Genomic DNA, 26,000 nt, shown 5'->3' on the forward strand with positions numbered 1-26,000 from the left:
AAAGGCTAAAGAAAGGTAAAAATCGTACTCAGTTTAAGGAAAGCCCAAACGTGTCTCCTTATAATTTACACGTAATAACAATAAGGATTGTTAACCCATGAAAAAAATCATCATCGTGGATGACAGCAAGTTCTTTTGTGCTCTTGTTGAAAAGCAAATCATAGATAACTCCCCTTTCGGAGTTATTACTTGTAATACATTGGAAGAAGCAAAAATTGTCCTGGCTCGTATTGATCAAGAAACGATTCATGCCTGCCTCATCAGTTATCGCCTGCGTGATACCGTTGATGGTGAGGCTGTCGAACTTTTTAGGAAACATAAGCTTCCAACCCTGGTATTAATCAGCGATATCACCGCTCGACTTCGTACACGTTTTTGGCGTTTGAAGGTCATCGATTATTTTATTAAGAATGATAAGCATGTAGTCAATGAAATCGTGGAGAGCATCAATCGCCTTAAACGCAACCCGAACAATAAAATTGTCATCGTCGAAGACTCTAAAACCTCAGCGAAAATTTTACAAACCTTATTAGAAGTTCATGCTTACGACGTCATCCACTTTACCCGGCCAAGTGAAGCCTATGATTATGTTAAGTATCACCAGGACGTCAAGATGGTGATCACGGACTACCACATGCCCGAAATGGATGGCTGTGAACTGACTCGACGCTTGCGCCATATCTATAGCAAGCAGGAACTGGCCATTCTCGGCGTATCAGGAGCCGGACAAAGTTTAATGGCAGCCACTTTTTTAAAGCACGGTGCCGACGACTTTATCATTAAACAGTCGTTTCTGGCCGAAGAGTTCTACCTTCGGGTTAACTCTTACCTCGATCGCTTAAATACCTATCAGGAGTTGGCGACAGCTGCCAGTAACGACTTCTTAACCGGCATACCCAACCGCCGCCATTTTTTCAATGTCACAGATACCATGCATGACTCGATGGTGCGTCAAAATGCTGCCGTCACCTGCGCCATGATTGATATTGATAAATTTAAACAGGTTAACGATAAATATGGGCATTCGATAGGTGATGTCGTACTCCGGGAAGTAGCTGGTATTCTTAGATCGTCGATCCGAAAATCAGACGTTGTCGCTCGCTTTGGAGGAGAAGAATTCTGTATGTACATGACCGGTATGCCTTCGGATCATGCGCAGGTATATTTTGAAAAACTCCGCCAGAAAATTAGCAACACCATTATTCGCGCCGAAGAGCACACACTACAGGTCACTGTCAGCATTGGTGTTTATTCAACCCTGAAAAAAGAACTCACCAGCATGATAGAAGAAGCCGATAAACGCCTTTATCATGCTAAAGAGTCAGGTCGTAACCGTGTTATAGATGATACATTAATGTTGACGGCAAACTAAACGTATTCTCGAGCCAGCTTGTCTAAAAACTTCTGTAACCGCTTATGTGAGATTGGAAAACGTGTTTTTTGCCCCTGCGCAAATAGCGATATGCGATACTCCTGTAGCATCCAGCCATACTCATCGACCTCGAACTGAGGTACTTTAGCGTTTTCCTGTAGACGCTCCAACTCCTCGTGCCAGGACGCAAACTGCTGCATCAGCTGCATATCCTTTAATGGGTTATGTTGTATCCGTTCGATACGCAACTCGATAGCTTTCAGATAGCGAGCATAATCGCGTACATGCTCCGTTCCAAAGCGATAACAGAAGCCAGCCTGGAACAGGTAGTCCAGCTGCTCCTTGATATCGTTATAAGCAGCCTTAAAGTTTTTACCCAACGATTTTATTTCACTTAAACAACCGTTTCTGGACTTTAGGATTCCGACCAGTTGATCGAGAACCTTATTAGCATCAGGCACTAACTCTTTCTGTACTTGTTGCACGCCTGCTTCAAACTCTTTTTTGGTATAGGGCACAGAGTGAGAGACATGTTCTTTGACTACAGCCATCATAACGTCATTAATTAACTCTTCAGGCGAGTAAAGCGACGCACAGGCCAGCATCAACTGCTGGCGATTATGATACTTCTTTTGCAGATAATTGAAGGTCATACTCTCTTGTAACGCAATCAGTCGACACACTCCTCGAATATGCGTTTTCTCAGCCTGCTTTTGATTGACAATAGGTATAATTCGAACCTTATCGCCCGCGTCTTCAATCGCATTAAACACCGGGATATCGACCCCTGCCTCCTGCATACTGCCTTCGCTGTCATACTCATCTGGCCAAGCAGTGTAGGTCAAGCTCTTCACTTTCTTCTTTGGCTTGTGTTTTACTTTAGCGACTGTCTTCGGCTTTTCTTCCAGCGTCCGCGAGCTATAGAGTAGTTTCCCATCATCATTGACTACCTCGAAACGCATCAGAAAATGCTCCGGTAAGTTAAGCTCTGACCAGGCTTCCATGGGTAAAATGACACCAGTCATCGTAAACAGATGTTGTGTAATAATATCAATTAGCCGCCCTTTGCTTTCGAGCACCTTTTCATAGCAGGCCTGAGCAAACTGCGGCACCGGCACAAAGTTCTTTCTGAATCGCTTTGGCAGGGAGCGAATAAGATACTCAATTTTTTCCTCTAACAGTCCAGGAACCAGGCGTTCAAAGTCTCCGTCTGTAAATTGCCCCGTTAAGCTTTGCGGCAGTCGGACAGTAACCCCATCTTTCTCATGCCCCGGCTCAAAGTGATATTTAAGTTTTAATTCCACCCCTTTCACCGTAACCGTTTCCGGGTACAACCCTTTATCTTCCTGCTCTTCGGGTAAAAGGACTTCTGGCGATAAACTGATTAAAGCATTATGTCTTTCTCGATCTTTTTTCAGCCAGTTATTTAAGGTCTTAACACTGTTAATCTGCTCCGGCAGCTTACGCTCAAACCAGTGTGCAATCTCATGCTCATCAGCCCATAAATCCGCCTGCCTTGCTTTGGCGACTTCCTGTTCGACCTGTTTTTTAACCTCGACATTATGCTGGTGGAATGGCTGCTTAGACTCCAATTCCTGTCGCACTAAAGCATGCAACACAAATAACTCCCGGCACAGTTCCGGTTCGACAGCGCTGTAGTTAACCGTACGATTACTGACGATTTTCAGCCCCAATAAGGTCTGCTGCATATAAGCGACAACAGCACCACGATTTTTGCTCCAATGCGCATCATAATAATGGGTTTTTATTAAATGGCTTGCCAGCTGCTCCAACCAATTCGGTTCAATCGCTGCTGTCATGCGCGCATAGGGCTGCGTTGTTTCGACAATCTCAAAGGTTACCAGCCACGGTGGCTGCTTCTTAAAATTAATGGATTGCGGATGCACCATAAACTTACTCTGGCGGGTTCCAAGGTAACCTTTCTCAATATCTTTTTGCCCGATAAAGCTAAGTAATCCAGTCAATAACACCTGATGTAATTTCTGATAAAAAACTGGATCTTCCTGCTCAAACTCGGCGGTTTGCCACTCTTTGGGATTTTTATGGCTTCCTCTCTGCTGCATCAGGCTTTTCAGCTGACGATAAGTACTTTTCCATTCACGGTAAGCATTAAAATTAATCAGCTCTTCTTTGCAATAACGTCTGAAAGCGCTGTTACTTAAGTCGGCCTGTTGCTGATGCAGGAAATTCCATAAATTAATAATGGCGATAAAGTCTGAGGTTTTATGCTTATATTTCGCGTGCTTTTGCTGTGCCTGCTCTTTCTTATCAAAAGGCCATTCTCGCGGATCTTTTACCGAAAGAAATGCTGCTAAAACTAAAGCATAACTGAGAAACTGCTGCTCTTCGCCAGCCAGTAAAATTCGCGCCAGTCGTGGCTCAATCGGCAAGCGAGCCATCTTTTTCCCGATAGGAGTCAGTCGCTTGTTATCACCAAGCGCCTGTAACTCGTTGAGCAGATTTAAACCATCACTAACCTGTCGCTCTTCAGGCGGATTAATAAACGGAAAGTCCTGAACATCTCCCAGCTTCAGCTGTTTCATCTGTAAAATCACAGCCGCCAGATTGGTCCTTAAAATTTCAGCGTCGGTAAACTCCTGTCGTTCATTGAAATCTTCTTCGCTGTACAGACGAATACAGATACCTTCAGCCACCCGGCCACAGCGACCTTTACGTTGATTAGCACTGGCCTGCGAGATTTTTTCAATCGGCAGGCGCTGGATTTTGCTACGTACCGAATAACGACTGATGCGCGCCAAGCCCGGGTCAATCACATAGCGGATACCCGGCACAGTAATAGACGTTTCGGCAACGTTGGTCGCCAATACAATACGGCGTTTGCCGCCTGACGGTTTGAAAATCTTCTCCTGCTCTGACATCGACAACCGTGCATACAGCGGTAACACTTCACAGCCCTGAAAAGCTTCTTTACGCAAGTGTTTTGCCGTATCGCGAATATCCGCCTCACCAGGTAGGAAAATCAGAATATCGCCGGGACCGTGTGCCATAATTTCCTGCACCGCATGTCCAACCTGATCAACCTGTGGTAAAGGATTCTCTTCATCGTTGGGACGATACCAAACGTCCACCGGATAAGTTCTACCGCTAATCTCGAGAACAGGAGCTGGCTTACCATCAATCGCAAAGTGCCTGGCGAAACTGTCAACATCAATGGTAGCCGAGGTAATAATAATCTTAAGGTCGGAGCGCTTAGCTATCAGCCGCTTTAAATACCCCAGCAGGAAATCAATATTTAAACTGCGTTCATGAGCCTCATCAACGATGATGGCGTCATACTGCATCAATAAAGGATCGTGAATGATCTCGTTCAGTAAAACCCCATCCGTCATCACTTTGATCGGAGTCACGACATTGGTTTGGTCATTAAAACGAATATTAAAACCGATGACCTGCCCGATCTCGGTTTTAAGCTCTTCCGCAATTCGACGAGACACACTGGTAGCTGCCACCCGTCTGGGCTGGGTATGACCGATACGCCCTCTTCTACCAAGCCCCAGCTCAAGACAGATCTTGGGTAATTGCGTGGTTTTACCCGAACCAGTTTCACCAGCAATAACCACAACCTGATTATTGTTAATCAGCTCAGCAACTTTCTCTCGGGACTGGGAGACAGGTAATGAATCATCGTATTCAATAGAATCCGGAATAATATTCTGCCGCTGCTCGACCAGGCGCACTGATGATTGCATCAGCTTGGTTAACTTACCTTCAAGTTTTGACGCAGGCAGGCCCTGTTTAACGCGTTTAGCGATCGCATTCTGTAGTTTCTTTATATTATCGATATCGCTTAACAGGCAGCCATCAAGGCTGACAGCCGAGGTAGAGTTATCAGTCATAAAATCTTAAGCTATTAAAAAATCAATCAGAGAGTGTCAGGCAATTCCCAAAATGGGTGTGACGCCCTCATTTCACCTAAATAGTTGGCAACGGGCCGGTAAAAGTCTTTATCTTCCCAATAACCGGTATGGCAAGCAGGGTTCCACGAAGTGGCGGCGCTGCCTACGTTAATCTCGTGATCAGCAGAAACGACTTTTTCGTAGTCATCGCTGATACTTTTCATTGGATACGCCACGATATCATCTTTATCATAAAAATTAAGCCACTTTGCACGAGCCTTCAATTCAGGATCCAGCTTATGCCCAGTTTTTTCGATTGGTGCCGGCAGACGTTCAGTCAAGCTATCGTAAATGGCCAAAGGGCTACCGAATGTAATAAGCCCAGCCAGGGTTTCAAAACGTTCAACACAGGTCATGTTTGAAACTTTTTCATTGCCGGCCCCGGCATTACGCAAATCCTGAATATAGTGTGACATGATCACCGAACCGAAAGAATGCGCGAGTAAAACAACCGGCGTATTGTCCGCATCAACATGACGATGAGCCGATAACTTTTTCATGCTATCGGCAATCCGGTTATGTATTGCCTGATACAGCCCAGAATCTGAGCTGTTGTTATAAGCTAGCGCCAGGTTCATAAAATCCACAAATAGCTGACGAACCGAGGTATAGGTCAACTCATTCCGGTAGTCGAGACGCTGTAACAGCTCTTCGTTGACGCCCTGAATTAAGTCGCCCCAGTAAATTTCATGGAATAACAAATCGTCTTCCATACGATTTTTTCTATCTCCTTTGAGATAGTGCTCAACCACCCGATGCTTAAACTCGGTGGAATAATGCTTATCTTCTGAAGCTATACCATGAATGATGGCAACGACTAGGCGTTTCATGCTGCTTTCTCCATTATTCTCATAAAACAGTATCGTTATAAAACAGCACCGTCACAAGCGAGTACCGTAACAAAACTGTGACATACTCTAATAATCTCAGTTTAACATCAAGTATTTAAGTGTATTGATCTCAGTCATAAACCGTTATAAATTCACTTCAACTGGTACGAGCAGTTGTGATAGACTGGTTTAAGTTAACAATTTTAATGAGGTTGCTATGCTGACAATAATACTTCTGCTGGCGCTGATGGTTACGCTATATCATCGTGCCAGTCTCAAAATGACAAGCTTGACCCTGGCAGCGATTCTGGTGGCTTGGAGCGTTTATGACGGTATCCCTTATGTCCACTGGGTTATCTTTCTGGCTATTTTCCTACCACTTAACCTGACTTTTGTGCGACGCAAAGTGTCAGCGAAGCTCCTCGATATCTTTAAAGGTATCATGCCGCGTATCTCTGATACCGAACAAGAGGCTTTAGACGCAGGTACCGTCTGGTGGGAAGCTGAAGTATTTGGTGGTAAGCCGAACTGGAAACGGTTACATAATTTCAACAAGGCGACGCTAACCAAAGAAGAGCAAGAGTTTATCGACGGCCCTCTTGAAGAACTTTGCAGCATGATCAACGACTGGCAGATTACTCACATCGATCGCGATCTGCCGCCTGAAGTATGGAGCTTTATCAAAGAAAAGGGCTTTTTCAGCTTTATTATTCCTAAAGAATACGGCGGCCTGGGCTTCTCTTCTTACGCTCAGTCTCGCGTACTGACTAAGATTAACTCATTGAGTGCGACTGCAGGCAGTATTGTTTCGGTACCAAACTCGTTAGGCCCGGCAGAATTGCTGATGCACTACGGCACGCAGGAACAGCGCGAGCATTATCTACCGCGCCTGGCGAAAGGCGAAGAGGTCCCTTGTTTTGCTCTAACAGCAATTGAAGCTGGCTCAGATGCGGGCGGCATTCCGGATAAAGGTATTATCTGCAAAGGTCAATGGAATGGCGAAGAAGTTCTGGGGATGAAGTTAACATGGGACAAGCGTTACATTACGTTGGCGCCTGTAGCCTCAATTTTAGGCCTTGCTTTCAAACTTTATGATCCCGACGGATTGCTTGGAGATAAAGAAGATTTAGGTATCACCTGTGCCCTTATTCCTACGGATACTGATGGTGTAGAAATTGGACGCCGTCACTATCCGATCAGTGCGCCATTCCAAAACGGACCAACCTCAGGCAAAGATGTATTTGTACCACTCGACTACATTATCGGCGGCGCTAAAAACGCAGGCCAAGGCTGGAGAATGTTGGTTGATTGTTTATCCGCAGGCCGAGCAATCTCACTACCTTCAAGCGCAAATGGTGGCGCAAAAATGGCCGCCTATACCACCGGTGCTTACGCCCGTATCCGTCGTCAGTTCAATGTGCCGGTAGGTTACATGGAAGGAGTGATGGAAGCTTTAGCACGAATCGCGGGTAAAGCCTACATGGTCGATTCCATGCTAACCTTCACGGCATCAGGTATTGATAGTGGCGAGAAACCATCAGTAGCTTCTGCGATTGTTAAATGCCACAGTACTTCCCTTGCGCAAGACGCAGCTATTGACGGCATGGATGTTCATGGTGGTAAAGCCGTCATGGTAGGACCAAAAAACTACATGGCTCGTGCTTATCAAGGTGCGCCTATTTCGATCACGGTAGAAGGTGCCAACATCTTAACCCGTAGCCTGATTATCTATGGTCAAGGGTCGATCCGTTGCCATCCTTACGTGCTAAAAGAAATTCAGGCAACACAAAACGAAAACCGCAAAGAAGCGATTAAAGACTTCGACAAAGCTCTGTTTAGCCACATCGGCTTTGCCATGAGTAATAAAATCCGTACGACTTGGTTAGGTCTATCTGGTAGCTTACTAGTCAAAAAGCCACAGTCGGACTTTACTGGTCGTTACTATCAACATATTACCCGTTTCTCAAGCGCCCTCGCCTTCTTATCAGATGTCACCATGGGTGTACTTGGTGGTGAATTAAAACGTCGTGAAATGATTTCAGGTCGTCTGGGTGACATGTTAAGTAATCTTTATATCGCTTCGGCGGTCTTAAAGATGTTCCACGACAAAGGTCGTCCTGAACACGATAAAGAAATCGTACAATGGGCCCTTGAACACTGCCTATACGAAACGCAAATGGCGGCTGACGGCGTCCTCAAAAACTTTCCTATTGGCTGGATGGGCAAGGCTTTGCGCTTAAATGTTTTTCCTCTGGGGTTAACTCTATCCCCCCCAAGCGATAAGTTAAGCCGTAAACTGGCGCGACAGCTACAAGAACCGCAAGCCATGCGCGAAGAATTGACGCACGGCATCTTCAAGTCTGAATCCGACGCCAGCAACTTATATAAAGTTGATCAAGCGTTACGTCTACAGCTTGAAATGGAGCCTATCGTTAAGAAATTCTCGGAAGCACTTGGCAAGCGTGCAGCAAACCATCAGGTGGTGCCATTCGCCAAAGAAGCGCTCGATGCAGGTCATATCACGCAAGACGAGTATCAACTGGTAATAGATGCCGAAGAAGCTCGACTGGAAGTGGTTAATGTTGACGACTTTGCTCCAGAAGAAATGAAGCATCACTTATCGGAGAACTAAAACCACTTACGTCATCCCCGCGAAGTCGGGGATCTCCCCTCATATAGATTCCCACCTTCGTGGGAATGACGAGCTTGCCGTTTACTGAAAAGTAAGCGGCATTTTTAGTTAAGCCTTTCGACTCTCATCGAGTTCCTTTCTTTATCTGGCTAAGAAAAAGGACCAAAAGAATGCACCCCGCATTAGGCCTTATAGTCTTCCTTCGCAAAAGTGACTCGCGCGTCGTCAAACTCAACATCCCCTAAAGGAGTTCCTTTCAGTCACCTACTCGTTTTGACTAAATTTGGCTATCTCCCAAGGGATTTCCTTACGGTCACCTACAAATTTGCGCTATAACTTTGTATTCACTCAACTAACTCCAAGGGGTAATAAATGATTATCAGGTTACTCTAGTCCCTTATATTGAGCTAGGTTCATCACAAAATATAGCAATCAAAATCAGGACGATTTTGATAAGAGTTTACAGCACAAGGAAGTGCTGTAAACTCTGGTACCCAGAGGGGCAGACCCTGCGTTAAATATTTTGTGATGAGGCTAGGAAGTCATGCTTGCATGACCTCAATATCGGGTGGTCTTCTCTTTGGTTACTTTCTCTTAACCACGTAAGAGAAAGTAACTTGCTGAAAAGCGAAATACGAAAAAATTAAAGGACCATATCAAACCACAAAATTAATCCACCCCGACATGGTCTGCGCTGCACTCCATAAAAAGCTAAAAATCGGTACACCCAAAATGCTCAGGACGATCAGTGCCATAAAGAACATGGTGCCGTATTTGCCGTTGAGCTGGTGGTATTGGTATTTATAACGCTTCGGTAATAACCATTCCATCACATAGTGCCCATCAAGCGGTCCGATCGGCAATAAGTTAAACAGCATCAGTAGAATATTAATCATGGCAAGGAAGCTAAGCGAGGTTTGGGCTACTTGCGACTGCAGCGAGGCTATATCAAAAACCCATGCTGCGGCCTGTAAATTGACAGCGACTAGCGCGATCAGAAAGTTCATAAAAGGCCCGGCTGCGGCGACGGCTGCACTGCCCCAGTGAGGCTTTAATTTACGGGGCGTAATCGGTACCGGTTTGGCGTAACCAAAACCAATTAATACCACCGCCAACAATCCCACCGGATCAATATGATTAAGTGGGTTCAGGTTCAGCCGCCCCATTTTCTCAGCAGTATCATCGCCGAGTAACTTGGCGGAATATGCATGTCCAAATTCGTGTAATGTCAGTGAAAAAATAATCACAAACATGACAATGGCGAAAACGGCATAATGGCCGTTGGTTAATAGTGGCAACATGTGTCTTTCTCATTAATAGGTTAGCTAGGAGTATTCTGGGGTTTGTTCTCCTATATTACAAGCACTTGCGGGTTTGCATTATGCTCTCAAAGCCTGTAAAAGTAGTTAAAAACCGGAGGGGCATTATGAAAAAAACCATTATGAGCATACTGCTATCAGCGTCCTTGCTGCCAGCGGTATATGCAGATACTAAGCAGGAAGTTGTTGAGGCAGCCGATTCTTTAGAACAAAAAGTTATCGACTGGCGGCGTCACCTGCATCAGAACCCTGAGCTGAGTAATCGCGAATTTGAGACCAGCAAGTACATAGCTCGCCATTTAGAAGCGCTTGGTTTGGAAGTTACAACTGGTGTGGCTCACACTGGCGTAGTCGCAGTACTTAAGGGCGGGAAGCCCGGTCCTGTGGTAGCGCTACGAGCCGATATGGATGCGCTTCCTGTCAAAGAACGCGCAGAACTCCCCTTTGCCTCCAAGGCTATTGGCGAGTACCTGGGTAAAGAAGTTCCGGTGATGCATGCCTGCGGTCATGATACGCACATGGCTATTTTGATGGGTGTTGCCGAGCTATTAACGGGGATAAAAGACCAGCTTCCAGGTACAGTAAAGTTTATTTTCCAACCTGCGGAAGAAGGCGCCCCTCCTGGTGAAGAAGGCGGCGCTGAGTTGATGGTTAAGGAAGGAGTTCTAAAAAATCCTGACGTGGATGTCATATTTGGCCTTCACATTTCAGCGGGCACGGATGTCGGCACCATCAATATCCGTAAGCGTGGAATTATGGCAGGTTCCGATGACTTTAAAATTACCATCAAAGGCAAACAGGCTCACGGCTCAACCCCTTGGGACTCGATCGACCCTATCGTGACGGCAACACAAATTATTAATGGCCTGCAAACCATCGTCAGCCGTCATATGCCGCTAACCCGTCAGGCATCAGTGGTCACCGTAGGCACGATTGACGCTGGCGTACGCTCCAATATTATTCCGGAAACCGCTGAAATGACCGGCACCATCAGAACTCTGAGCACTCAGGATCGTGAAAGAATTCTGGAGCTGGTGCGCAAAAAAGCAACATTAATTGGCGAGTCGATGGGAGCCGAGGTTGAGGTTAAAGTCCCCTACTCTTCATCCTATCCCGTGACCTACAATAACCCTGAACTCACCGATCAAATGATGCCAACATTTAAAGAAGTCGCTGGTGCAAATCACGTAAACATTATTCCGCCCATTACTGGCGCGGAAGACTTCTCTTTCTATGCTCGAGAAGTGCCCGGAGTTTTCTTCTTTATCGGAGGAAAACCCAAAGGGCTTCCTGCCTCAGAAGCAGCACCACACCATACACCTGACTTCTATATTGACGAGTCCGGCATGAAACTTGGCGTTAAGGCCCTGTCCCGTTTGACTATTGATTATCTTGAGGCCAACGTAGAATAACTCCTACAACCAGCGGTGATAAAGGCTTTTTATCTCCGCTGGTAATCGCTATACTTCCCGCCTTAAAACTGTTCAGTAACCGGTACTCATTATGGCAAGAAAGAAAGTCTATATCGCTTATACAGGCGGCACCATTGGTATGAAACCCAGTGACAAGGGCTTTGTGCCACAAAAAGGCTTTCTTAAGGATACCCTGAAGAGTTTTCCAGAGTTTGATCATCCAGAAATGCCGGAAATTACGGTGCACGATTATGCAGAGCCGATTGATTCGGCCAATATGTCGCCTAAAGACTGGCATCTTATCGCTGATGATATTGAAAAAAACTACCAGGATTATGACGGTTTTGTCATCCTACACGGTACCGATACCATGGCCTATACGGCTTCGGCCCTGTCTTTCATGCTTGAAGGGTTACAGAAACCTGTAATCTTTACCGGTTCGCAGATTCCATTGACACAGCTTCGTACCGATGCCAGAGATAACCTGATTAACGCTGTGTATTTGGCTGCTAACTATCCTATCCCTGAGGTTAGCCTGTTCTTCCACGATCATTTGCATCGTGGAAATCGCACGATAAAGACCGATGCTGATGGCTTCGCTGCTTTCAGTTCGCCGAATATGCCGCCATTAGCCAGTATTGGCAGCACAATTAAAGTACGTGAGCATTTAATCTGGCAACGCAAACATAAAGAACTGACTGTTCGCCATTTCAATTCTCCAAAGATTGCTATTTTGACGCTCTTTCCCGGTATCTCGGAGGAAATGGTCAAAGACTTCCTAAATCAGGATATCGACGGTGTCGTGCTACGAAGTTATGGCGCTGGCAATGCCCCAGTAAACAACCTGCCATTAATGGATGCTATTAAGCAGGCAACCAGTCAGGGCAAGGTCATTGTTAACTGCACTCAATGCCTTAAGGGTTCGGTTAATATGAGCACCTATGAAACAGGGAAAATCCTGATGGATGCAGGAGTTACGTCTGGTTTTGATATGACTACAGAGGCAGCCCTGGCCAAACTTTATTATCTGTTTAGCCGCGGCCTTGATGTAGAAACTATTCGCAAGAATATGGTGATAAGCTTGCGCGGAGAGCTAACAAATTAAGAACGAACTTCTGTTAAGACCTTAGTTTTAACAGAGTTCGCAATAAAGCAAAGCTCATGTGCTTGATGATGCATTTTCTCAAGCACTTCTGCACTTGGTTGCTTTTCTCCTGAGAAAACCGCTTTTGGCTTAAGAGTGACAGTCTCAACAAATTCTTTGCCCTGCTCATCTTTACCCATTACTCCGACAGCCTCATCTTCATAACTATCGACGACTAAACGTTTTTTTGCGGCAATCGATAAGAAAAACAACATATGACAACTTGAAAGTGAAGCAACAAAAGCCTCCTCTGGATCGACATTCGATTCAACAGAGTGCGGCAGCGGCACAATATGTGGTGATGACGAAGCTTCAACTACCGCTCCACCATCAAACGACCATTGATGTGCACGGCTATACTGATTATCGAAAAATTTTTGGTCGCCACGAGACCAGTTTATTGTTGCGAAATATTGTGCCATTTACTTTCCTTTTACCCTTGCCTACAGCGAATAATTACAGCGGCTCGCTCATAACCAGTTGGATGATACCAGTCTGGGCGTGAAGCTCCATGCAATTGATTAAAAAAACTAACCGCAGCTCTAGCTGCTGTAGGTGAAACTCGCCTGGCAGCATAGCAATCAGCCTCTTTTTCATAAGACTGTCTAACCCAGGCTCGGTTATAAGGATTCGCTTGAAACTGCTCCCTATACAAATGTCCTAAGTGATGATGCCCGTATTCATGCGCTCTGAAAAACTCGCTTAAATATGGACCAGCCTGTTGCGTAATTCTAGGGTTGTAATAAATAACAGGCCCCTGCGCATCAATCGACGCTACAGCGACATCAGATAAGTTTGGGTTTGGAATCTCTCGAATTGGAACAGCCGCTTTCGCAGCAAAATGTGTGAACAATAAAGGGGTAACAAGGCTTACTAAAAACGTTTTCATACACACTTCCTTTGTTATGAAACAGCTATTTAATACACCTAAAATAGACTGTTTTCAGCTATATGCAGGCAACTTCCAGAACCAGAAGTTACTTTTATAATAGAGTTGCCCTTCTAAGATAACAAGTCCCACAGTATACCAATAATTACTTAAACGTTTATTTAAACACTCTTCCTGAATAATGTCGCTAGTGCTTATTTGTGTTCGGAATAATAAGTGCAGGATCAACCTTTACGCTTGTCTGTTGGCTTTCTTCTGTTGAGGAGTTACTTGAATAATCCTGTCTAAGCTTTTGACCAGTAACAAGCTCACCATCTTTTGTAATAGTAAAAGGCTCCTCAGCAGCATCATTCTGTTTGGCTTGATATAATAGAATAGCCTGCAGACAGGTTTCTTTCTGTTGTTCAGATAACTTGGTGCCGTCCGGCCATTTCCCTGTTTCCACAGCAGCCGTAAAGCGCTCTATCATATCAGGAGTCAGGGTTTCAATTAGTTTGGAATAGTCCATAAAAGCTCACAATAAGCCTCAACGAGACGCAATTATGCAGAATTTTGCGCAAATGATCCAGTGAGCATCATGTGGAGTAATATTCAATGAACCGCCTATTGAGCAAAGCAAATGTCTGCATAGGTGGAATTCCCCATATTTCAGTTGTATGGAGACTTTTTTGTGATATAGTTAACAATAATTATTGTGACAGTTCACAATTTTGGGGCCCGCTGGAGAGCTAGGAAATATAATGGCGCTAATAAAAGCCAAAATACCTGCTGATTGTATTGATATCGGTATGTTTGTCGTTGAACTCGACAGACCGTGGACCGACGTGCCTCTGGCATTCCAGAAATTCGAAGTTTCTTCCGAGCGCGAACTCAAAGTCTTACGTGAATACTGTAAATACGTCTATATTGAAATCGATGCCTTTCTCTGGCAAAAGAAGAAACAAGAGCTCAGTAAACAAGCCACAGGCCACGCGCTACCGGAAAATACTCCCATCCATCACGAACTGCCAAGGGCATCAAGCACCTTCCAGTCAGCTCGTGAATTTGCCATAGAACTGTTCGAAGAGGCAAAACTCGGCTTACCCATTGATGTTAAACAGTGTAAGCAGGTTATCAATAGCTGTATAACCAGTATCTTATCCAATGCGAACGCTCTATTCTGGCTTACTCGCATCAAGGATAGAAGACAATTTACTGCCGAGCATGGGTTAAGAGTAGCTATCCTGTCCATAGCTTTCGGCAAATATTTGGGTATGCGTCACGAGGAACTTGAGCTACTGGGTTTATGCGGCTTACTCCACGATTTAGGTCAGAGCCAGATTCCAGCAGATATTGTCGACAAGCCAGCTCCCCTGAATGAAGCTGAATACCGGGTTATGCAGAAACACGCCCTTCTTGGCTATGAGCTCATCATGCACGACTCAGAGATTAATACCGAGGTTAAAAATGTTATCAAAAACCATCACATCCATTTTAACGGAGAAGGTTATCCCAGGGATTCGGTAAATCAGCCCCTTAGTATTTACTGCCGCATTGTCAGTATTATTGATGCCTACGACTCCATTACCAGTGAAAGCCCTTACAAATTAAGCCGCTCCCCTCGCGAAGCATTAGGTATTCTTTTTGATCAGCGAGACAAGCAGTTTGATGGTAAATTAGTTGGTAAATTTATTCAGATGATGGGAATTTATCCCCCCGGCAGCCTCGTGAAAATGTCTAACGGCGAAGTTGGTATTGTTATTTCAACCGATGCTAAGCATAAATTGTTACCCAAGGTCGAACTGGTTCAAAATAAAGATGGCCAATTGAAGCGTTCAATCATTGTAGATTTACAGAAAGTTCCTAAAGATAGCAGTGGCAATGAATACAAAATTACAGCTTCACTACCAGATGGTGCTATGGGCTTTGATATGCGCCAATACATACAATCAACTCATAACTGCTAATCCTCGACTCCCCCTCAAACCAGATGTAAAATTTTAGCTTTTACTGGACAGCAAGCCCGTTGTCTATCATCATATTGCCATTGAAATAATAAGTCATTCGTTGAATAAACCACCCATAACGGACTATCTATAAATCAACACTATGTTAACTCTTGATCTTGCCCTGATTTTATCCGGTATTTTAGCGCTTGGTATAGGTGCCCAGTGGCTGGCGTGGTACCTGAAGCAACCATCCATCCTATTCTTATTGTTAATAGGAATTATCATTGGGCCAATTCTCGGCTTTTTTAACCCAGACGAAACGCTTGGTGACCTGTTATTTCCCTTTATTTCTCTCGGCGTTGCAGTGATATTATTCGAAGGCTCCCTGACATTGGAGTTTCATGAGGTAAAAAGCCATGGACGGGTTGTGCAGATGCTGGTGTCCGTTGGTGTCCTGATTACCATCATCATTGTCTCAGTAGCAGCCTACTTGCTGTTTGATATGGACCCCAAAATAGCGATTTTGTTTGGTGCTCTGGTGTGTGTTACCGGCCCCACCGTTATCGTTCCGATACTACGTAGCGTCCGTCCTAATAAAAGTATCAGCAACATCCTACGCTGGGAAGGCATTATTATCGATCCCATTGGAGCAATAGCGGTAGTTCTGGTCTATGAATACATTATCTCTGGCGGCTCCGGTGATCACGCCTTGCTGGTTTTCGGTAAAATCTTGCTTGTCAGTGCTCTGATAGGCTTAATCGGCGCATACATTTTAGCGCAGTTATTCAAAAGGCATCTTATTCCTGAGTATTTACGGAATGTCTTTGCTTTAGCTTATGTCCTGCTCCTGTTCTCGGTTTCTAATCATATTGAACATGAATCAGGGCTGTTAACCGTCACCATTTTAGGTGTTGCACTGGCCAACTGGCCCAAGTTTGAAAAAGACGATCTGCTCGATTTTAAAGAATCACTATCGCTATTGCTGATTTCTGTACTATTTATTGTGCTGGCAGCACGTTTGGATCTAAATAGCCTGCTTGCTATTGGTGGGCCGAGCTTAATTTTGCTTGCCGTAGTTATGTTTATCGCACGCCCTATTTCGGTTTGGGCATCGAGTGTTGGCTCCAAATTAAAGGTTAACGAAAAACTGATGCTCAGCTGGATCGGCCCCCGCGGTATTGTCGCTGCAGCGATCTCCTCACTATTCGCGATCAAGCTGGATGAATACAATTTAGCCGGAACCGAGTATCTGGTGCCGCTGGTTTTTGTGGTCATTATCGGAACCGTCCTAATTCAAAGCCTTGGCGCAAAACCTATTGGCAACCTGCTCAAAGTTCGTGAAGCGTCGGATAACGGCGTGTTAATTATCGGTAGTAACCCAGTCGCGCAAAAAGTAGCGCAAGCACTTAAAGACTCAGGGTTCGACGTAATTATGGCGCACAATAACTACACCAACATCTCTCGCGCCCGCATGGATGGAATCAAAACCTACTTCGGTAACCCCGTATCCGATCATGCCGATCGCCACCTCGATCTGATTGGCTTCGGCCACTTGTTTGCCATGAGTCTTGATCGCGAACTCAATACCCTGTGTGAAATGAATTACCGCCACACTTTCGGCAGGAAGAATACTTATCGTTTACGCTTTCAAGACGACAAAAACAAAAAGAACGAACGTCAGGAACGCAATGAGTATTGGCAGTCTGCCTGGTTATTTGGCGATATAAACTACGGTCAACTCGCCAGCATGATCACTAAAAATGCAAAGATCAAAACTACCAACATCACCGAAAACTACAGCTACGAGCAATATCGTGCAGACAACAAAAACTATGTCGCGCTTTACATGATCGAAAAAAATGGCTCGCTCAAGGTTTTCTCCTCAGAGACGGGAAAAAACATCCCGAAAGGGACTAAAATTATCGCCCTTGTCCACAACCCTGATGATAAAAAGACGGTGCCGAACGAGAAGACCAGTAAAAACGGACAGAACAAACTAAAGGCTCTAGCGGATAAGGAAAAGAAGATTGAGGATTAAAAGCTCCTAAATGTTGAGTAGGTCACAAATCTTAAGCTTATATAAGATTCTGATTTAGACTATAATTTATAGAGTTTACGGGATGTAAAGGAGTACACCATGGCAAAGAGCATGGAAAAGACAATATCGGCCAAACTAGTGGTTCAGCAGCAACTCAAAGCACACAATGACTTTGTGCAAACAGTTGGCAATTATCTCGAAGAGTTCTTTCCTGGAACTCACGATTATTTTGATACAAAACAGATAAACGACACTATAGAACTAGGAATTGAAAAAGCTCATAGCCATGGCATCTACGGCAAAAATGATATCTGTAGCTTTGTCTGTTTGATGTTCACCTTCCTCGGTAATCATTTTGACGTCGATCCGCTATACCCTTGGACACAAACTATATTGGCTAAAAAGAACTCGCCCCAGCAACCCACAATAACAGCAAGTGAGAAAGTTGCATTATTATGGGAGAAACAACAGCAGCTTAATGCGAATATCTTTGGTCCAAACAGCGAATACTTAAATCAGGTTTTCAAAACCTTCCGTAGCCATGCCTTATTAGCTCCTTTTGATGATATACAAAGGCCTCTAAAAGAACGAATCATCAAGCGCTTATCCATGTATTACCCAGATAAGTATCGCCAAATGGATACCCAAAGTGTCAGCAATATGATTGATGAAGGCTTTGCATTATGCGGTAACTATAATGTCAATGCTGAAAATGAAATTTGCTGGTATATCAGCCTAATGTTCGTATTAGGCTCTAGATTCGACATCGATCCCAAGTATCCTGTATTAAGCTATTTACAGGAGAAAAAGAACTTAAAAAATGGTGAGTTAACTGAGCAGCTAAAACTAATGGTGAAACATTATTTAAAGTCTAAGTTAGATAGCATTCGCCAACTACAAAATAGCACACAAAAGGAAATTGCATAATGTCAGCGACTTGTGGAGTAGCTCGATCGCCAGATGCGGGTCTTAATAACCAGCCGATTTCAACAACTTATCCTTGTGACTTTGATTTAGACGTTGAACTTTCAGGCCAAAGAGACGTACTGACGCCTTTAGCTGTACCGAGCTTTAATGGCGATGTTACTTTTAGTAGTGTTGGCTTTAATGTAGGGATTGAAAACTGTAAAGCCGATAGCTTAGATGTAGAAGTTATCCATGAGGGTAATGTTATCTACAATGAATCCTTATCAGGAGAGTTCCTAAATCGTGGAACACACCTGTGGGAATGGGACGGCTACGACAATAACCAAATTCTAGATACAAAAGTATTAAAAAGTGATGCTCTAAAGATCGTCTTTATTGGCACTAAAAACGGTATTGATAAAAAGAGAACCATCGAGTTTGATAATGATGCAGAAGAAGTCGATTGGCTTGATGTCAGAATAGATAAAAACTCAGGATCAGCCGAAGTCACCCTACGCCCTTCCTTCTCCGACGATGGCATTGATGGCACTCCACCACAAGGCGTTACCGTAGTCAGCTACGACTATGTTAAGCAACTAGCCAAACAAGGTATCGAAAAATACTGGTCAAGAACAGGAAGTCGAGCAGTTAACAGTCCAGAAGGCAAGTTTGATGTTCGCGTAAAGGTTGAGTTTGCAGAGCCTTCGGCTTCCGATTTTGATTTGGAAAGGAACTATGACACAGACTTTGGCCGCTCGACGAGCTTTTGGGTCTTTAAATCCATTATTTATAATTACGGGTTTCACTATCGACGAAATGCGCGTTTAGGACTAGGAGTTGTGAAGCAAGAAGCTGATGAAAACTTCAAAGAGACTGCAGCACATGAAATAGGTCACCTCATTTTAAATAACTACGGTGGTAGATTTGGCTATTCATGGAGCCATAAAGACTCCTCTACAGTTCTGACTCAAAGCACTCTAGACAACCAAAACCTCCCGTCGTCCGGAGAAATTGATCTGATGAAATACTACGAATACCATACTGATCCCGTAAGAAATGGCAATAGAATCATCGCTGCAGAAGTTGATGTTTTAAGTCTTTTTTGGCTAACCAGTGTAGAGTTTGGAAACTAATATGAAAATACTCAAGCAATGTGTTGCAACTATAGTTTTAGCCTTATGTTTAAGTGCTTGCAATGCAAAGCAACCTTTTTACCCTTCTTATTTGATAGGACTTTCAAACCCCTGTGAATCAGAAGTTGAATTTGAAATAACTTTTAATCCAGAACATCAGTACCACAGAAACGTTCCGCCACAAGAAAAAACATCATATATAAATCTTGGTATGAAAAAAGAGCTGCTCGAACAACTAGGAACTGATTTCACTGTTACCATTTCGTCAAAAGCTAAATCTGTTAGCTATACAAAAGATGAAGTGAAAAAATATTTTTATTTAGCTCATGATGCAAGAGTGCAAACTACTCACTGGCAAGTTGATGCTGGCGATTTGTGCGGAAAAGATTTAGAAAAAGCTAAGAAAGAGCACCTTGAAGCAATCCAATAAAGGATTAAATAATGAAACATGGTATATCGATTTTCATACTCTGTGTCCTATCTTGGAACCTTAAAGCCACTTCACAATGCTTATCTGGCACTAGATGTGAAGTCCCTATTGAAGCTAAGGTAACGTTCTTGGCAATGGTTGAAGCCATACATAAACCCTGTATCAATCTTGATACCGATAATAAAGAGCTTTACCAAGAAGCTTACCAGCTATTAGAGGAAAAGTTTGGTAAAGCAGCTCACGCCCATGAAAAATATAACGAGGCTCAACTTACTACAGCGAATTATTCGCCGATATGCCTAGTAAAAGACTTCAGCGAGAGTGTGGGTTTATGGAACAAATTCTAGAAGAAGCAGAGGACTTATAATCTAGTAGCTATTAACCACCTAATAGCCATCTGAAAAGAGGACAGTTTGTACACCCAGTACTGTCCAGTCACTCGCCCCCCAACCTACACTTTTTAATTCAGTTTTGACCAGTCTTTTTCGCCTTGCATTATTAACTCTCCATTACCAAATCGTTCAGTATAGTAAAAATATAAATAAGTCCCCGATTTACTTCCTGAGATCTCACCTTCCCATCTGTGCTCGGATAAGAGATCAAAAGGAACCTTCTTTCTTAGATTGATTTTAAACCTCACGTTTGACGGCATTCCTTCATCTTTTAATAATAGACTCACGTCTGCTTCGATTGTATCTGATGGGGTTGAGTATCGTTCATGCGCAGGGTAAAAATACGATACTAAAACGATTCCTATGAAGCTGAATAATATCACTGAGCCATAGTAAATTCTCTTATGTTTAAAGATAATTAAGCAAGCTGGTATTAGTATTGCCAGAGTTATAAATAAAGAAAGAAATATATAAATTGGCTCTTGTATATATACACCAATTCCCCAGCTATGTGGCGCTGATATATAAAACACCCCAGCTCCAACCAGAAGAGACATAAAGGCCTGTATTAGCCAACTCTTGTTCAAATAAAATACTCCATGTGTTTTAGTAAAATTATTATCCGTTTTATGCGATGCGTTTCAACGCACCCTACACCATTAATTTTTAGTATCCATCCGCAAATAGTACGGTTTGCACACCTTGGACAGTCCAGTCACTTACTCCTCCGCCCGCTAATGGCATGGCTTGGTAACGACGATTCCCCTGTTCATCCTTATCCGTATTTAAAATTGTCGCTATCTGCTGCACCAGTTTACTGGCGGCAATTTGAGACTTCCAGGAACGATAACCCTCAGGCCATTGTAAGCTAAATTGTCGTGGACGAGTGCCTCCATAACCCGGCACGGTACCAATATCATTAAAGCGTTGTCCAAGCGCTGTAACACCGGCTTCTGCCAGCAAAAAGTCTAAGCGAGAAATAACCGAACTGGCGACTCGACTACTCCACCAGACCATGGGTAAGCGCCCTTCTTTGTCATCTAAATGAGAGGTTGCCGCCGACGCTAAGAATGACCAGCCACTGTTCATTTTTGCACTGGAATCGAAATCCTCCGATAAAGCTGCCTGAATGACGTTGTGCACATTATCGAGCGTAACGCCTTTTTGCGGAGTACCACTGACATCAAATAACTCAACAGCAGTTTTGACCGCCATATCTCGCCACTCCCTATCCCAATCACCACCGGAATCGACAGTCTTTGCCAATTCAGTTGCGCGATAATACAAAGGATCAATCATTGCCTGGTAAAGAGCATAGCCAATACGTGGCTTAGGCCAAAAGAATGACGTTAACCTATCGTGCCAACCAGCGACAGCCTCCCCTGCCGGTTGCTTGAGGTAATAGGGCTGATACGGCGCATCATCAATCCACTGCACTAAAGCTCGGATAAATTCTTCATCACTGGCGTTAGCATCAGGCACATAAGGCGGGTAAGTATCTTCACCGATGAGTTCAATCCCCTGATCATCCAGTACCACAGGATCGCTTGAAGGAGCCTCAATATCGGCCTGAACTCTTGCTTCGGCGTAGTTCATGAAATCATCCTGAACGACAAAGGCCAGACTATTCCAGTAGTCGACGGCCTTTTCCGTTAAGCAAACTGCCGGGATATCATTTCCTTGCTCATCATTTAAGCTCGTGAGCTCAAACCAGGTCGAGTACTCTTCCACAAAATCCTCGTTAACCTGACTGGTATTCCGATAAGCCCATGGAACCATCATTCTCGCCAGAACCTCTACTGAAAACCGCTGTTTCCGACGAATCAAGGCACTTAAAGTATCCGAGCTTTGCCCTAATGGCATTTTCCCATACTTCCACTGCTGTGGATGCTCGGAAAAGCGTTTAAACCAGACTTTCCAGCCAGCTATAAACAGAGAGGGGGTTACCGAAAAGCCTTCCGCTTGCTTAAAAGTAATGTTCATAAAAACCTAAATAGTTGCTTTTACTACTGATTACCATACCTTATCCAGAATCCTTGTTCTGTGCAAATAGTTGTGCAAATACTATTATCGGCTGTCCAAGCTCGCTATAATTCGCCAGCGACATTGACCTAAAGTAACGACAGCAAAAGCGACTGAAATGCTATTACAACTACCAGAGCTGAAACTTAAAACGAACTTTATCAATCATTGGCAGGGCCTTTCAGGCTCAAGCCGTGCGCTTGCCATCGCAGAACAGGCTAAAAACTCAAACAAGCCATTGGTAGTTATTTGCAATGATGCGCCACAAGTATGGCACCTACAGCAAGAAATTGAGTTTTTCCTGGGCAAAAGCCACTCAAATGAAACGGCCGAACTTCCGGTTTTCAGTTTTCCCGATTGGGAAACGCTGCCTTACGATAATTTCAGCCCGCATCAGGATATCGTCTCACAACGCTTACTCACTTTGTATCAGCTGCCTCGCTTAAAGCACGGTATCGTGCTGATCAGCATCAGTACGCTGTTATTGCGCCTGCCACCTCGAGACTACATTGAGCAAAACAGCCTCATCATGCATACCGGCCAAGAACTTGATATGCATGAGGTAAGAGCTTTATTCGAGCAACACGGCTACCACTCGGTCAATCAGGTCTATTCACACGGTGAGTTCGCGGTTAGAGGCTCCATCCTGGACGTTTTCCCAATGGGGTGTGACAAACCATTAAGAATTGATTTTTTTGACGATGAAATTGATACCATTCGCTATTTCGATCCTGAAAGTCAATTGTCTGATGAAACCATCAATAGATTCGAGCTACTGCCAGCGAAAGAGTTTCCTTTGGATAAGGACGGCATCGAAACCTTCAGACAAAACTTCCGCAGTACCTTTGATGTCGATTTGCAGCGTGTCTGGTTATATCAGGAAGTCAGTAATGGCAATGCTCCTGCTGGAATCGAATATTATCTACCGCTATTTTTCGACGAAGTGAATACGTTATTCAACTATTTACCAGAAGGCAGCATGCTTTGTTCGCTGGGAAACCATCAATCGGCTATCGAAGAATATTGGGGTGAAATCACCGAGCGATATGAACAGCGGCGTCATGACATAGAGCGGCCTATCCTGGCGCCCAGACAGCTCTACTTAAGCGAAGAAGAACTAAACAGCCGACTAAAAGAGACCATAAGAATACGTCTCGATCCATCGTCGCCTGCTGACAAGACCATCACTCAGCCTATTCCACAAATGCCGATTGAGCATAAAAACCCCGATCCGGTTCATCATTTGCGTAACTTTCTGTCTCATTGGGGCGGTAAAGTATTAATAGCAACCGAATCTCCCGGACGCCGTGAAGCGCTGAAAGACTTGCTGGAAAGACACGACATCACCAGCAGCGTCTCCGCTGGCTGGCAAGAGGCCATTAAAACCATTGAACCCAATGCATTAGAGGTTGGCGTCGCCCCTCTGACTCAGGGTTTTGCTATAGGTAACCTCGCCGTTATTACCGAAATGGAACTGTTTGGTGAGCAGGCTATACAACAACGTACAGCGAATAAAGACAATAAGGCATCTGTTCAAGCCGAAGATGTTATCCGTAATCTCGCCGAGCTAAGAGAAGGCGACCCTGTAGTACATGTAGAGCAAGGTATTGGTCGCTATCGAGGTCTGGAGAAGCTGACCAGTGGTGAGCTGGAAGCAGAATATTTAATGATCGAATACTCTGGTGGAGACAAGCTTTATATTCCAGTACAGTCTCTCCATCTGATCAGCCGTTATTCCGGCACCAATCCTGAGTTAGCACCTTGGCATAAGCTGGGTAATGAACAATGGGATAAAGCAAAAGCTAAAGCCGCTGAACGCGCACGAGACGTAGCGGCAGAGCTGTTAGATGTCTATGCTCGTCGTGAAGCCAAAGAAGGTTTTGCCTACCAGCTTGACGAAGCTGAGTATAACCGCTTCTGTAGCGAGTTCCGCTTTGATGAAACACCCGATCAGGTTACCGCCATCAACTCCGTTATCCGTGATATGTGCGCGCCTCAGCCCATGGATCGGCTAGTCTGTGGCGACGTTGGTTTTGGTAAGACTGAAGTCGCGTTGCGTGCTGCCTTTATCGCAGCCAATAGCGGTAAACAGGTTGCCATGCTGGTACCAACCACTCTGCTCGCACAGCAGCACTTTGAAACCTTAAGCGATCGCTTTGCCGACTGGCCGGTTAAAGTCGCAGCACTTTCTCGTTTCGCCACAGCCAAAGAAAACAAAGCAACTTTAGAAGGACTTGAAAACGGTACTATTGATATTGTCGTCGGCACCCACAAGATCATTCAGCAAGGTGTCAAATTTAAACGTTTAGGTTTATTGATTATTGATGAAGAGCATCGTTTTGGTGTGCGTCAAAAAGAACAACTGAAAAAATATCGCGCAGAAGTTGATATCTTAACCCTAACCGCAACGCCCATCCCAAGAACGCTCAACATGTCGATGTCAGGTATGCGTGATCTTTCGATTATCGCTACGCCTCCGGCGAAGCGTCTGTCAGTGAAAACTTTTGTCCGTGAATTTAACAAGCCGCTGATCCGAGAAGCCGTACTGCGTGAAGTCTTGCGCGGTGGCCAAGTGTATTTCCTTCACAACAGTGTGGAAAGCATCGAGCGAACTGCTAACGAATTACAAGAGTTGCTGCCCGAAGCTCGTGTTAACTTCGCCCATGGTCAGATGCGCGAGCGCGAACTCGAACAGGTCATGCGTGACTTCTACCACCAGCGATTTAACCTGCTGGTTTGTACAACCATTGTCGAGACGGGGATTGATAACCCCAACGCCAACACCATGATTATCAATCGTGCCGACAAGTTTGGCCTGGCTCAACTGCATCAACTTAGAGGGCGTGTTGGTCGTTCACATCATCAAGCTTACGCTTATTTGTTAACGCCGGCAGAACGAAAAGTGACTCGAGACGCGGAAAAGCGTCTGGACGCTATCTCCTCATTAGAGGACTTAGGGGTCGGTTTCACCCTGGCAACCCACGATCTGGAAATCCGCGGTGCCGGCGAATTGCTCGGTGAAGAACAATCAGGCCAGATGCAGGCAGTTGGCTTTAACCTGTTTATGGATATGCTGGAGCAAGCTATCAAGGATATTAGAGAAGGTAAAGAACCAAGCCTGCAACAGGCTCTAAACCAAAAAACAGAAATCGAACTTGGGGTTTCAGCGATTATTCCCGACGATTATATTGGTGACGTCGCAACGCGTTTATCGCTCTATAAACGAATTGCCAGCGCCAAGACAAAAGATGAGCTTGATGGGTTACAAATTGAGTTTATCGACCGGTTCGGTATTTTACCTGAAGAGCTTAAGAACCTGTTTGCTATCAATGAGCTAACTTTGGAAGCTCAGCCACTGGGTATCAGTAAAATTGATCTGGTTCATTCAGGTGTCCGTATTCGCTTCAATCAGGACAGCCCGGTAGATCCAACCAAACTGATAAAAATGATTCAGATGAACCCTGCTCTGTATCGGTTTGAAGACAGTGTCATCCTCAAGATCCTCACCGAAGAAGAAGAGTTAAAGCCTTTATTAAAAGCTATCCGACTGGTGTTTGAGAAGATCCAATAACTAAAATGCGCTGGGCTTATGAAAAAATCATGTTAAACTCATTG

Annotated in this window: 19 protein-coding genes; 11 read left to right on the plus strand and 8 right to left on the minus strand. The window is 44.5% G+C overall.

Translation table 11 applies throughout. The features are described from left to right. Window positions 1–97: 97 nt before the first annotated feature. Window positions 98–1,372, plus strand: coding sequence for a diguanylate cyclase (locus H7708_RS02385; protein ID WP_223668874.1), 1,275 nt, complete (start codon window positions 98–100; stop codon window positions 1,370–1,372). On the opposite strand, the gene hrpA is transcribed toward H7708_RS02385, so the two are convergent. Together hrpA and H7708_RS02395 are read right to left on the minus strand one after the other, a co-directional pair. Next, entirely contained in the window at window positions 1,369–5,250 is a 3,882-nt protein-coding gene (gene hrpA / locus H7708_RS02390; protein WP_223668875.1) for an ATP-dependent RNA helicase HrpA, read from the minus strand. The two genes, H7708_RS02385 and hrpA, sit on opposite strands and share 4 nt — an antisense overlap. Before the next feature lie 26 nt (window positions 5,251–5,276). Then, the gene (locus H7708_RS02395; protein WP_223668876.1) at window positions 5,277–6,140 is read right to left on the minus strand and encodes a hypothetical protein; all 864 of its coding nucleotides are present in this window, start codon (window positions 6,138–6,140) and stop codon (window positions 5,277–5,279) included. A 217-nt stretch (window positions 6,141–6,357) separates the two neighbouring features. Between H7708_RS02395 and H7708_RS02400 the strand changes: the two genes are divergently transcribed. Further along, on the plus strand, window positions 6,358–8,772 hold the full coding sequence (locus tag H7708_RS02400; RefSeq protein ID WP_223668877.1) for an acyl-CoA dehydrogenase: 2,415 nt from the start codon (window positions 6,358–6,360) through the stop codon (window positions 8,770–8,772). Between the two features lie 656 nt (window positions 8,773–9,428). Here H7708_RS02400 and H7708_RS02405 read toward each other — a convergent pair. Continuing rightward, window positions 9,429–10,073 carry a site-2 protease family protein gene (locus H7708_RS02405; RefSeq protein WP_223668878.1) on the minus strand — a complete coding sequence of 215 codons (645 nt, stop codon included), beginning with the start codon at window positions 10,071–10,073 and terminating at the stop codon, window positions 9,429–9,431. A gap of 125 nt (window positions 10,074–10,198) precedes the next feature. Between H7708_RS02405 and H7708_RS02410 the strand changes: the two genes are divergently transcribed. Together H7708_RS02410 and ansA are read left to right on the plus strand one after the other, a co-directional pair. Further along, the gene (locus H7708_RS02410) at window positions 10,199–11,503 is read left to right on the plus strand and encodes an amidohydrolase (RefSeq protein ID WP_223668879.1); all 1,305 of its coding nucleotides are present in this window, start codon (window positions 10,199–10,201) and stop codon (window positions 11,501–11,503) included. Between the two features lie 91 nt (window positions 11,504–11,594). Further along, a complete protein-coding gene (ansA, locus tag H7708_RS02415; RefSeq protein ID WP_223668880.1) occupies window positions 11,595–12,608 on the plus strand; it encodes an asparaginase in 1,014 nt (337 codons plus the stop codon). On the opposite strand, the gene H7708_RS02420 is transcribed toward ansA, so the two are convergent. The 3 genes from H7708_RS02420 to H7708_RS02430 all read right to left on the minus strand — a co-directional run bounded on the left by H7708_RS02420 (window position 12,605) and on the right by H7708_RS02430 (window position 14,044). Next, on the minus strand, window positions 12,605–13,069 hold the full coding sequence (locus H7708_RS02420; RefSeq protein ID WP_223668881.1) for an OsmC family protein: 465 nt from the start codon (window positions 13,067–13,069) through the stop codon (window positions 12,605–12,607). The genes ansA and H7708_RS02420 overlap by 4 nt on opposite strands. Before the next feature lie 11 nt (window positions 13,070–13,080). Then, entirely contained in the window at window positions 13,081–13,536 is a 456-nt protein-coding gene (locus H7708_RS02425; RefSeq protein ID WP_223668882.1) for a M48 family metalloprotease, read from the minus strand. Between the two features lie 187 nt (window positions 13,537–13,723). Continuing rightward, window positions 13,724–14,044, minus strand: a complete 321-nt coding sequence (locus H7708_RS02430; protein ID WP_223668883.1) for a YeaC family protein — start codon at window positions 14,042–14,044, stop codon at window positions 13,724–13,726. Between the two features lie 232 nt (window positions 14,045–14,276). On the opposite strand from H7708_RS02430, the gene H7708_RS02435 reads away from it, so the two are divergent. The 6 genes from H7708_RS02435 to H7708_RS02460 all read left to right on the plus strand — a co-directional run bounded on the left by H7708_RS02435 (window position 14,277) and on the right by H7708_RS02460 (window position 20,318). Further along, a complete protein-coding gene (locus tag H7708_RS02435; RefSeq protein WP_223668884.1) occupies window positions 14,277–15,482 on the plus strand; it encodes an HD-GYP domain-containing protein in 1,206 nt (401 codons plus the stop codon). Between the two features lie 142 nt (window positions 15,483–15,624). Then, window positions 15,625–17,502 (plus strand): cation:proton antiporter, encoded by a 1,878-nt coding sequence (locus tag H7708_RS02440; protein WP_223668885.1) that lies wholly within the window; start codon window positions 15,625–15,627, stop codon window positions 17,500–17,502. A gap of 99 nt (window positions 17,503–17,601) precedes the next feature. Next, the gene (locus tag H7708_RS02445; protein ID WP_223668886.1) at window positions 17,602–18,429 is read left to right on the plus strand and encodes a hypothetical protein; all 828 of its coding nucleotides are present in this window, start codon (window positions 17,602–17,604) and stop codon (window positions 18,427–18,429) included. Continuing rightward, complete coding sequence (locus tag H7708_RS02450; RefSeq protein ID WP_223668887.1) at window positions 18,429–19,541, plus strand: hypothetical protein; 1,113 nt, start codon at window positions 18,429–18,431, stop codon at window positions 19,539–19,541. Before H7708_RS02445 ends, H7708_RS02450 begins: the two co-directional genes overlap by 1 nt. Window position 19,542: 1 nt before the next feature. Continuing rightward, the gene (locus H7708_RS02455; RefSeq protein ID WP_223668888.1) at window positions 19,543–19,971 is read left to right on the plus strand and encodes a hypothetical protein; all 429 of its coding nucleotides are present in this window, start codon (window positions 19,543–19,545) and stop codon (window positions 19,969–19,971) included. A gap of 128 nt (window positions 19,972–20,099) precedes the next feature. Then, the gene (locus H7708_RS02460) at window positions 20,100–20,318 is read left to right on the plus strand and encodes a hypothetical protein (protein ID WP_223668889.1); all 219 of its coding nucleotides are present in this window, start codon (window positions 20,100–20,102) and stop codon (window positions 20,316–20,318) included. A gap of 113 nt (window positions 20,319–20,431) precedes the next feature. Here H7708_RS02460 and H7708_RS02465 read toward each other — a convergent pair whose 3' ends face one another. Beyond that, window positions 20,432–20,950 carry a hypothetical protein gene (locus H7708_RS02465; protein WP_223668890.1) on the minus strand — a complete coding sequence of 173 codons (519 nt, stop codon included), beginning with the start codon at window positions 20,948–20,950 and terminating at the stop codon, window positions 20,432–20,434. Window positions 20,951–21,029: 79 nt separating this feature from the next. Then, a complete protein-coding gene (locus H7708_RS02470) occupies window positions 21,030–22,346 on the minus strand; it encodes a hypothetical protein (RefSeq protein WP_223668891.1) in 1,317 nt (438 codons plus the stop codon). Between the two features lie 157 nt (window positions 22,347–22,503). Here H7708_RS02470 and mfd point away from each other — a divergent pair, with 157 nt between their 5' ends. Continuing rightward, entirely contained in the window at window positions 22,504–25,956 is a 3,453-nt protein-coding gene (gene mfd, locus H7708_RS02475) for a transcription-repair coupling factor (protein ID WP_223668892.1), read from the plus strand. Window positions 25,957–26,000: the final 44 nt, after the last annotated feature.

It is taken from the genome of Kangiella shandongensis, from assembly GCF_020005365.1.
In the GTDB taxonomy this organism is placed as follows: Bacteria; Pseudomonadota; Gammaproteobacteria; order Enterobacterales; family Kangiellaceae; genus Kangiella; species Kangiella shandongensis.

Bases quoted from the DNA above. Each gene is read 5' to 3' on its own strand.
- H7708_RS02385 (WP_223668874.1), top strand. From the start codon at position 98: ATGAAAAAAATCATCATCGTGGATGACAGCAAGTTCTTTTGTGCTCTT.
- hrpA (WP_223668875.1), bottom strand. From the start codon at position 5,250: ATGACTGATAACTCTACCTCGGCTGTCAGCCTTGATGGCTGCCTGTTA.
- H7708_RS02395 (WP_223668876.1), bottom strand. From the start codon at position 6,140: ATGAAACGCCTAGTCGTTGCCATCATTCATGGTATAGCTTCAGAAGAT.
- H7708_RS02400 (WP_223668877.1), top strand. From the start codon at position 6,358: ATGCTGACAATAATACTTCTGCTGGCGCTGATGGTTACGCTATATCAT.
- H7708_RS02405 (WP_223668878.1), bottom strand. From the start codon at position 10,073: ATGTTGCCACTATTAACCAACGGCCATTATGCCGTTTTCGCCATTGTC.
- H7708_RS02410 (WP_223668879.1), top strand. From the start codon at position 10,199: ATGAAAAAAACCATTATGAGCATACTGCTATCAGCGTCCTTGCTGCCA.
- ansA (WP_223668880.1), top strand. From the start codon at position 11,595: ATGGCAAGAAAGAAAGTCTATATCGCTTATACAGGCGGCACCATTGGT.
- H7708_RS02420 (WP_223668881.1), bottom strand. From the start codon at position 13,069: ATGGCACAATATTTCGCAACAATAAACTGGTCTCGTGGCGACCAAAAA.
- H7708_RS02425 (WP_223668882.1), bottom strand. From the start codon at position 13,536: ATGAAAACGTTTTTAGTAAGCCTTGTTACCCCTTTATTGTTCACACAT.
- H7708_RS02430 (WP_223668883.1), bottom strand. From the start codon at position 14,044: ATGGACTATTCCAAACTAATTGAAACCCTGACTCCTGATATGATAGAG.
- H7708_RS02435 (WP_223668884.1), top strand. From the start codon at position 14,277: ATGGCGCTAATAAAAGCCAAAATACCTGCTGATTGTATTGATATCGGT.
- H7708_RS02440 (WP_223668885.1), top strand. From the start codon at position 15,625: ATGTTAACTCTTGATCTTGCCCTGATTTTATCCGGTATTTTAGCGCTT.
- H7708_RS02445 (WP_223668886.1), top strand. From the start codon at position 17,602: ATGGCAAAGAGCATGGAAAAGACAATATCGGCCAAACTAGTGGTTCAG.
- H7708_RS02450 (WP_223668887.1), top strand. From the start codon at position 18,429: ATGTCAGCGACTTGTGGAGTAGCTCGATCGCCAGATGCGGGTCTTAAT.
- H7708_RS02455 (WP_223668888.1), top strand. From the start codon at position 19,543: ATGAAAATACTCAAGCAATGTGTTGCAACTATAGTTTTAGCCTTATGT.
- H7708_RS02470 (WP_223668891.1), bottom strand. From the start codon at position 22,346: ATGAACATTACTTTTAAGCAAGCGGAAGGCTTTTCGGTAACCCCCTCT.
- mfd (WP_223668892.1), top strand. From the start codon at position 22,504: ATGCTATTACAACTACCAGAGCTGAAACTTAAAACGAACTTTATCAAT.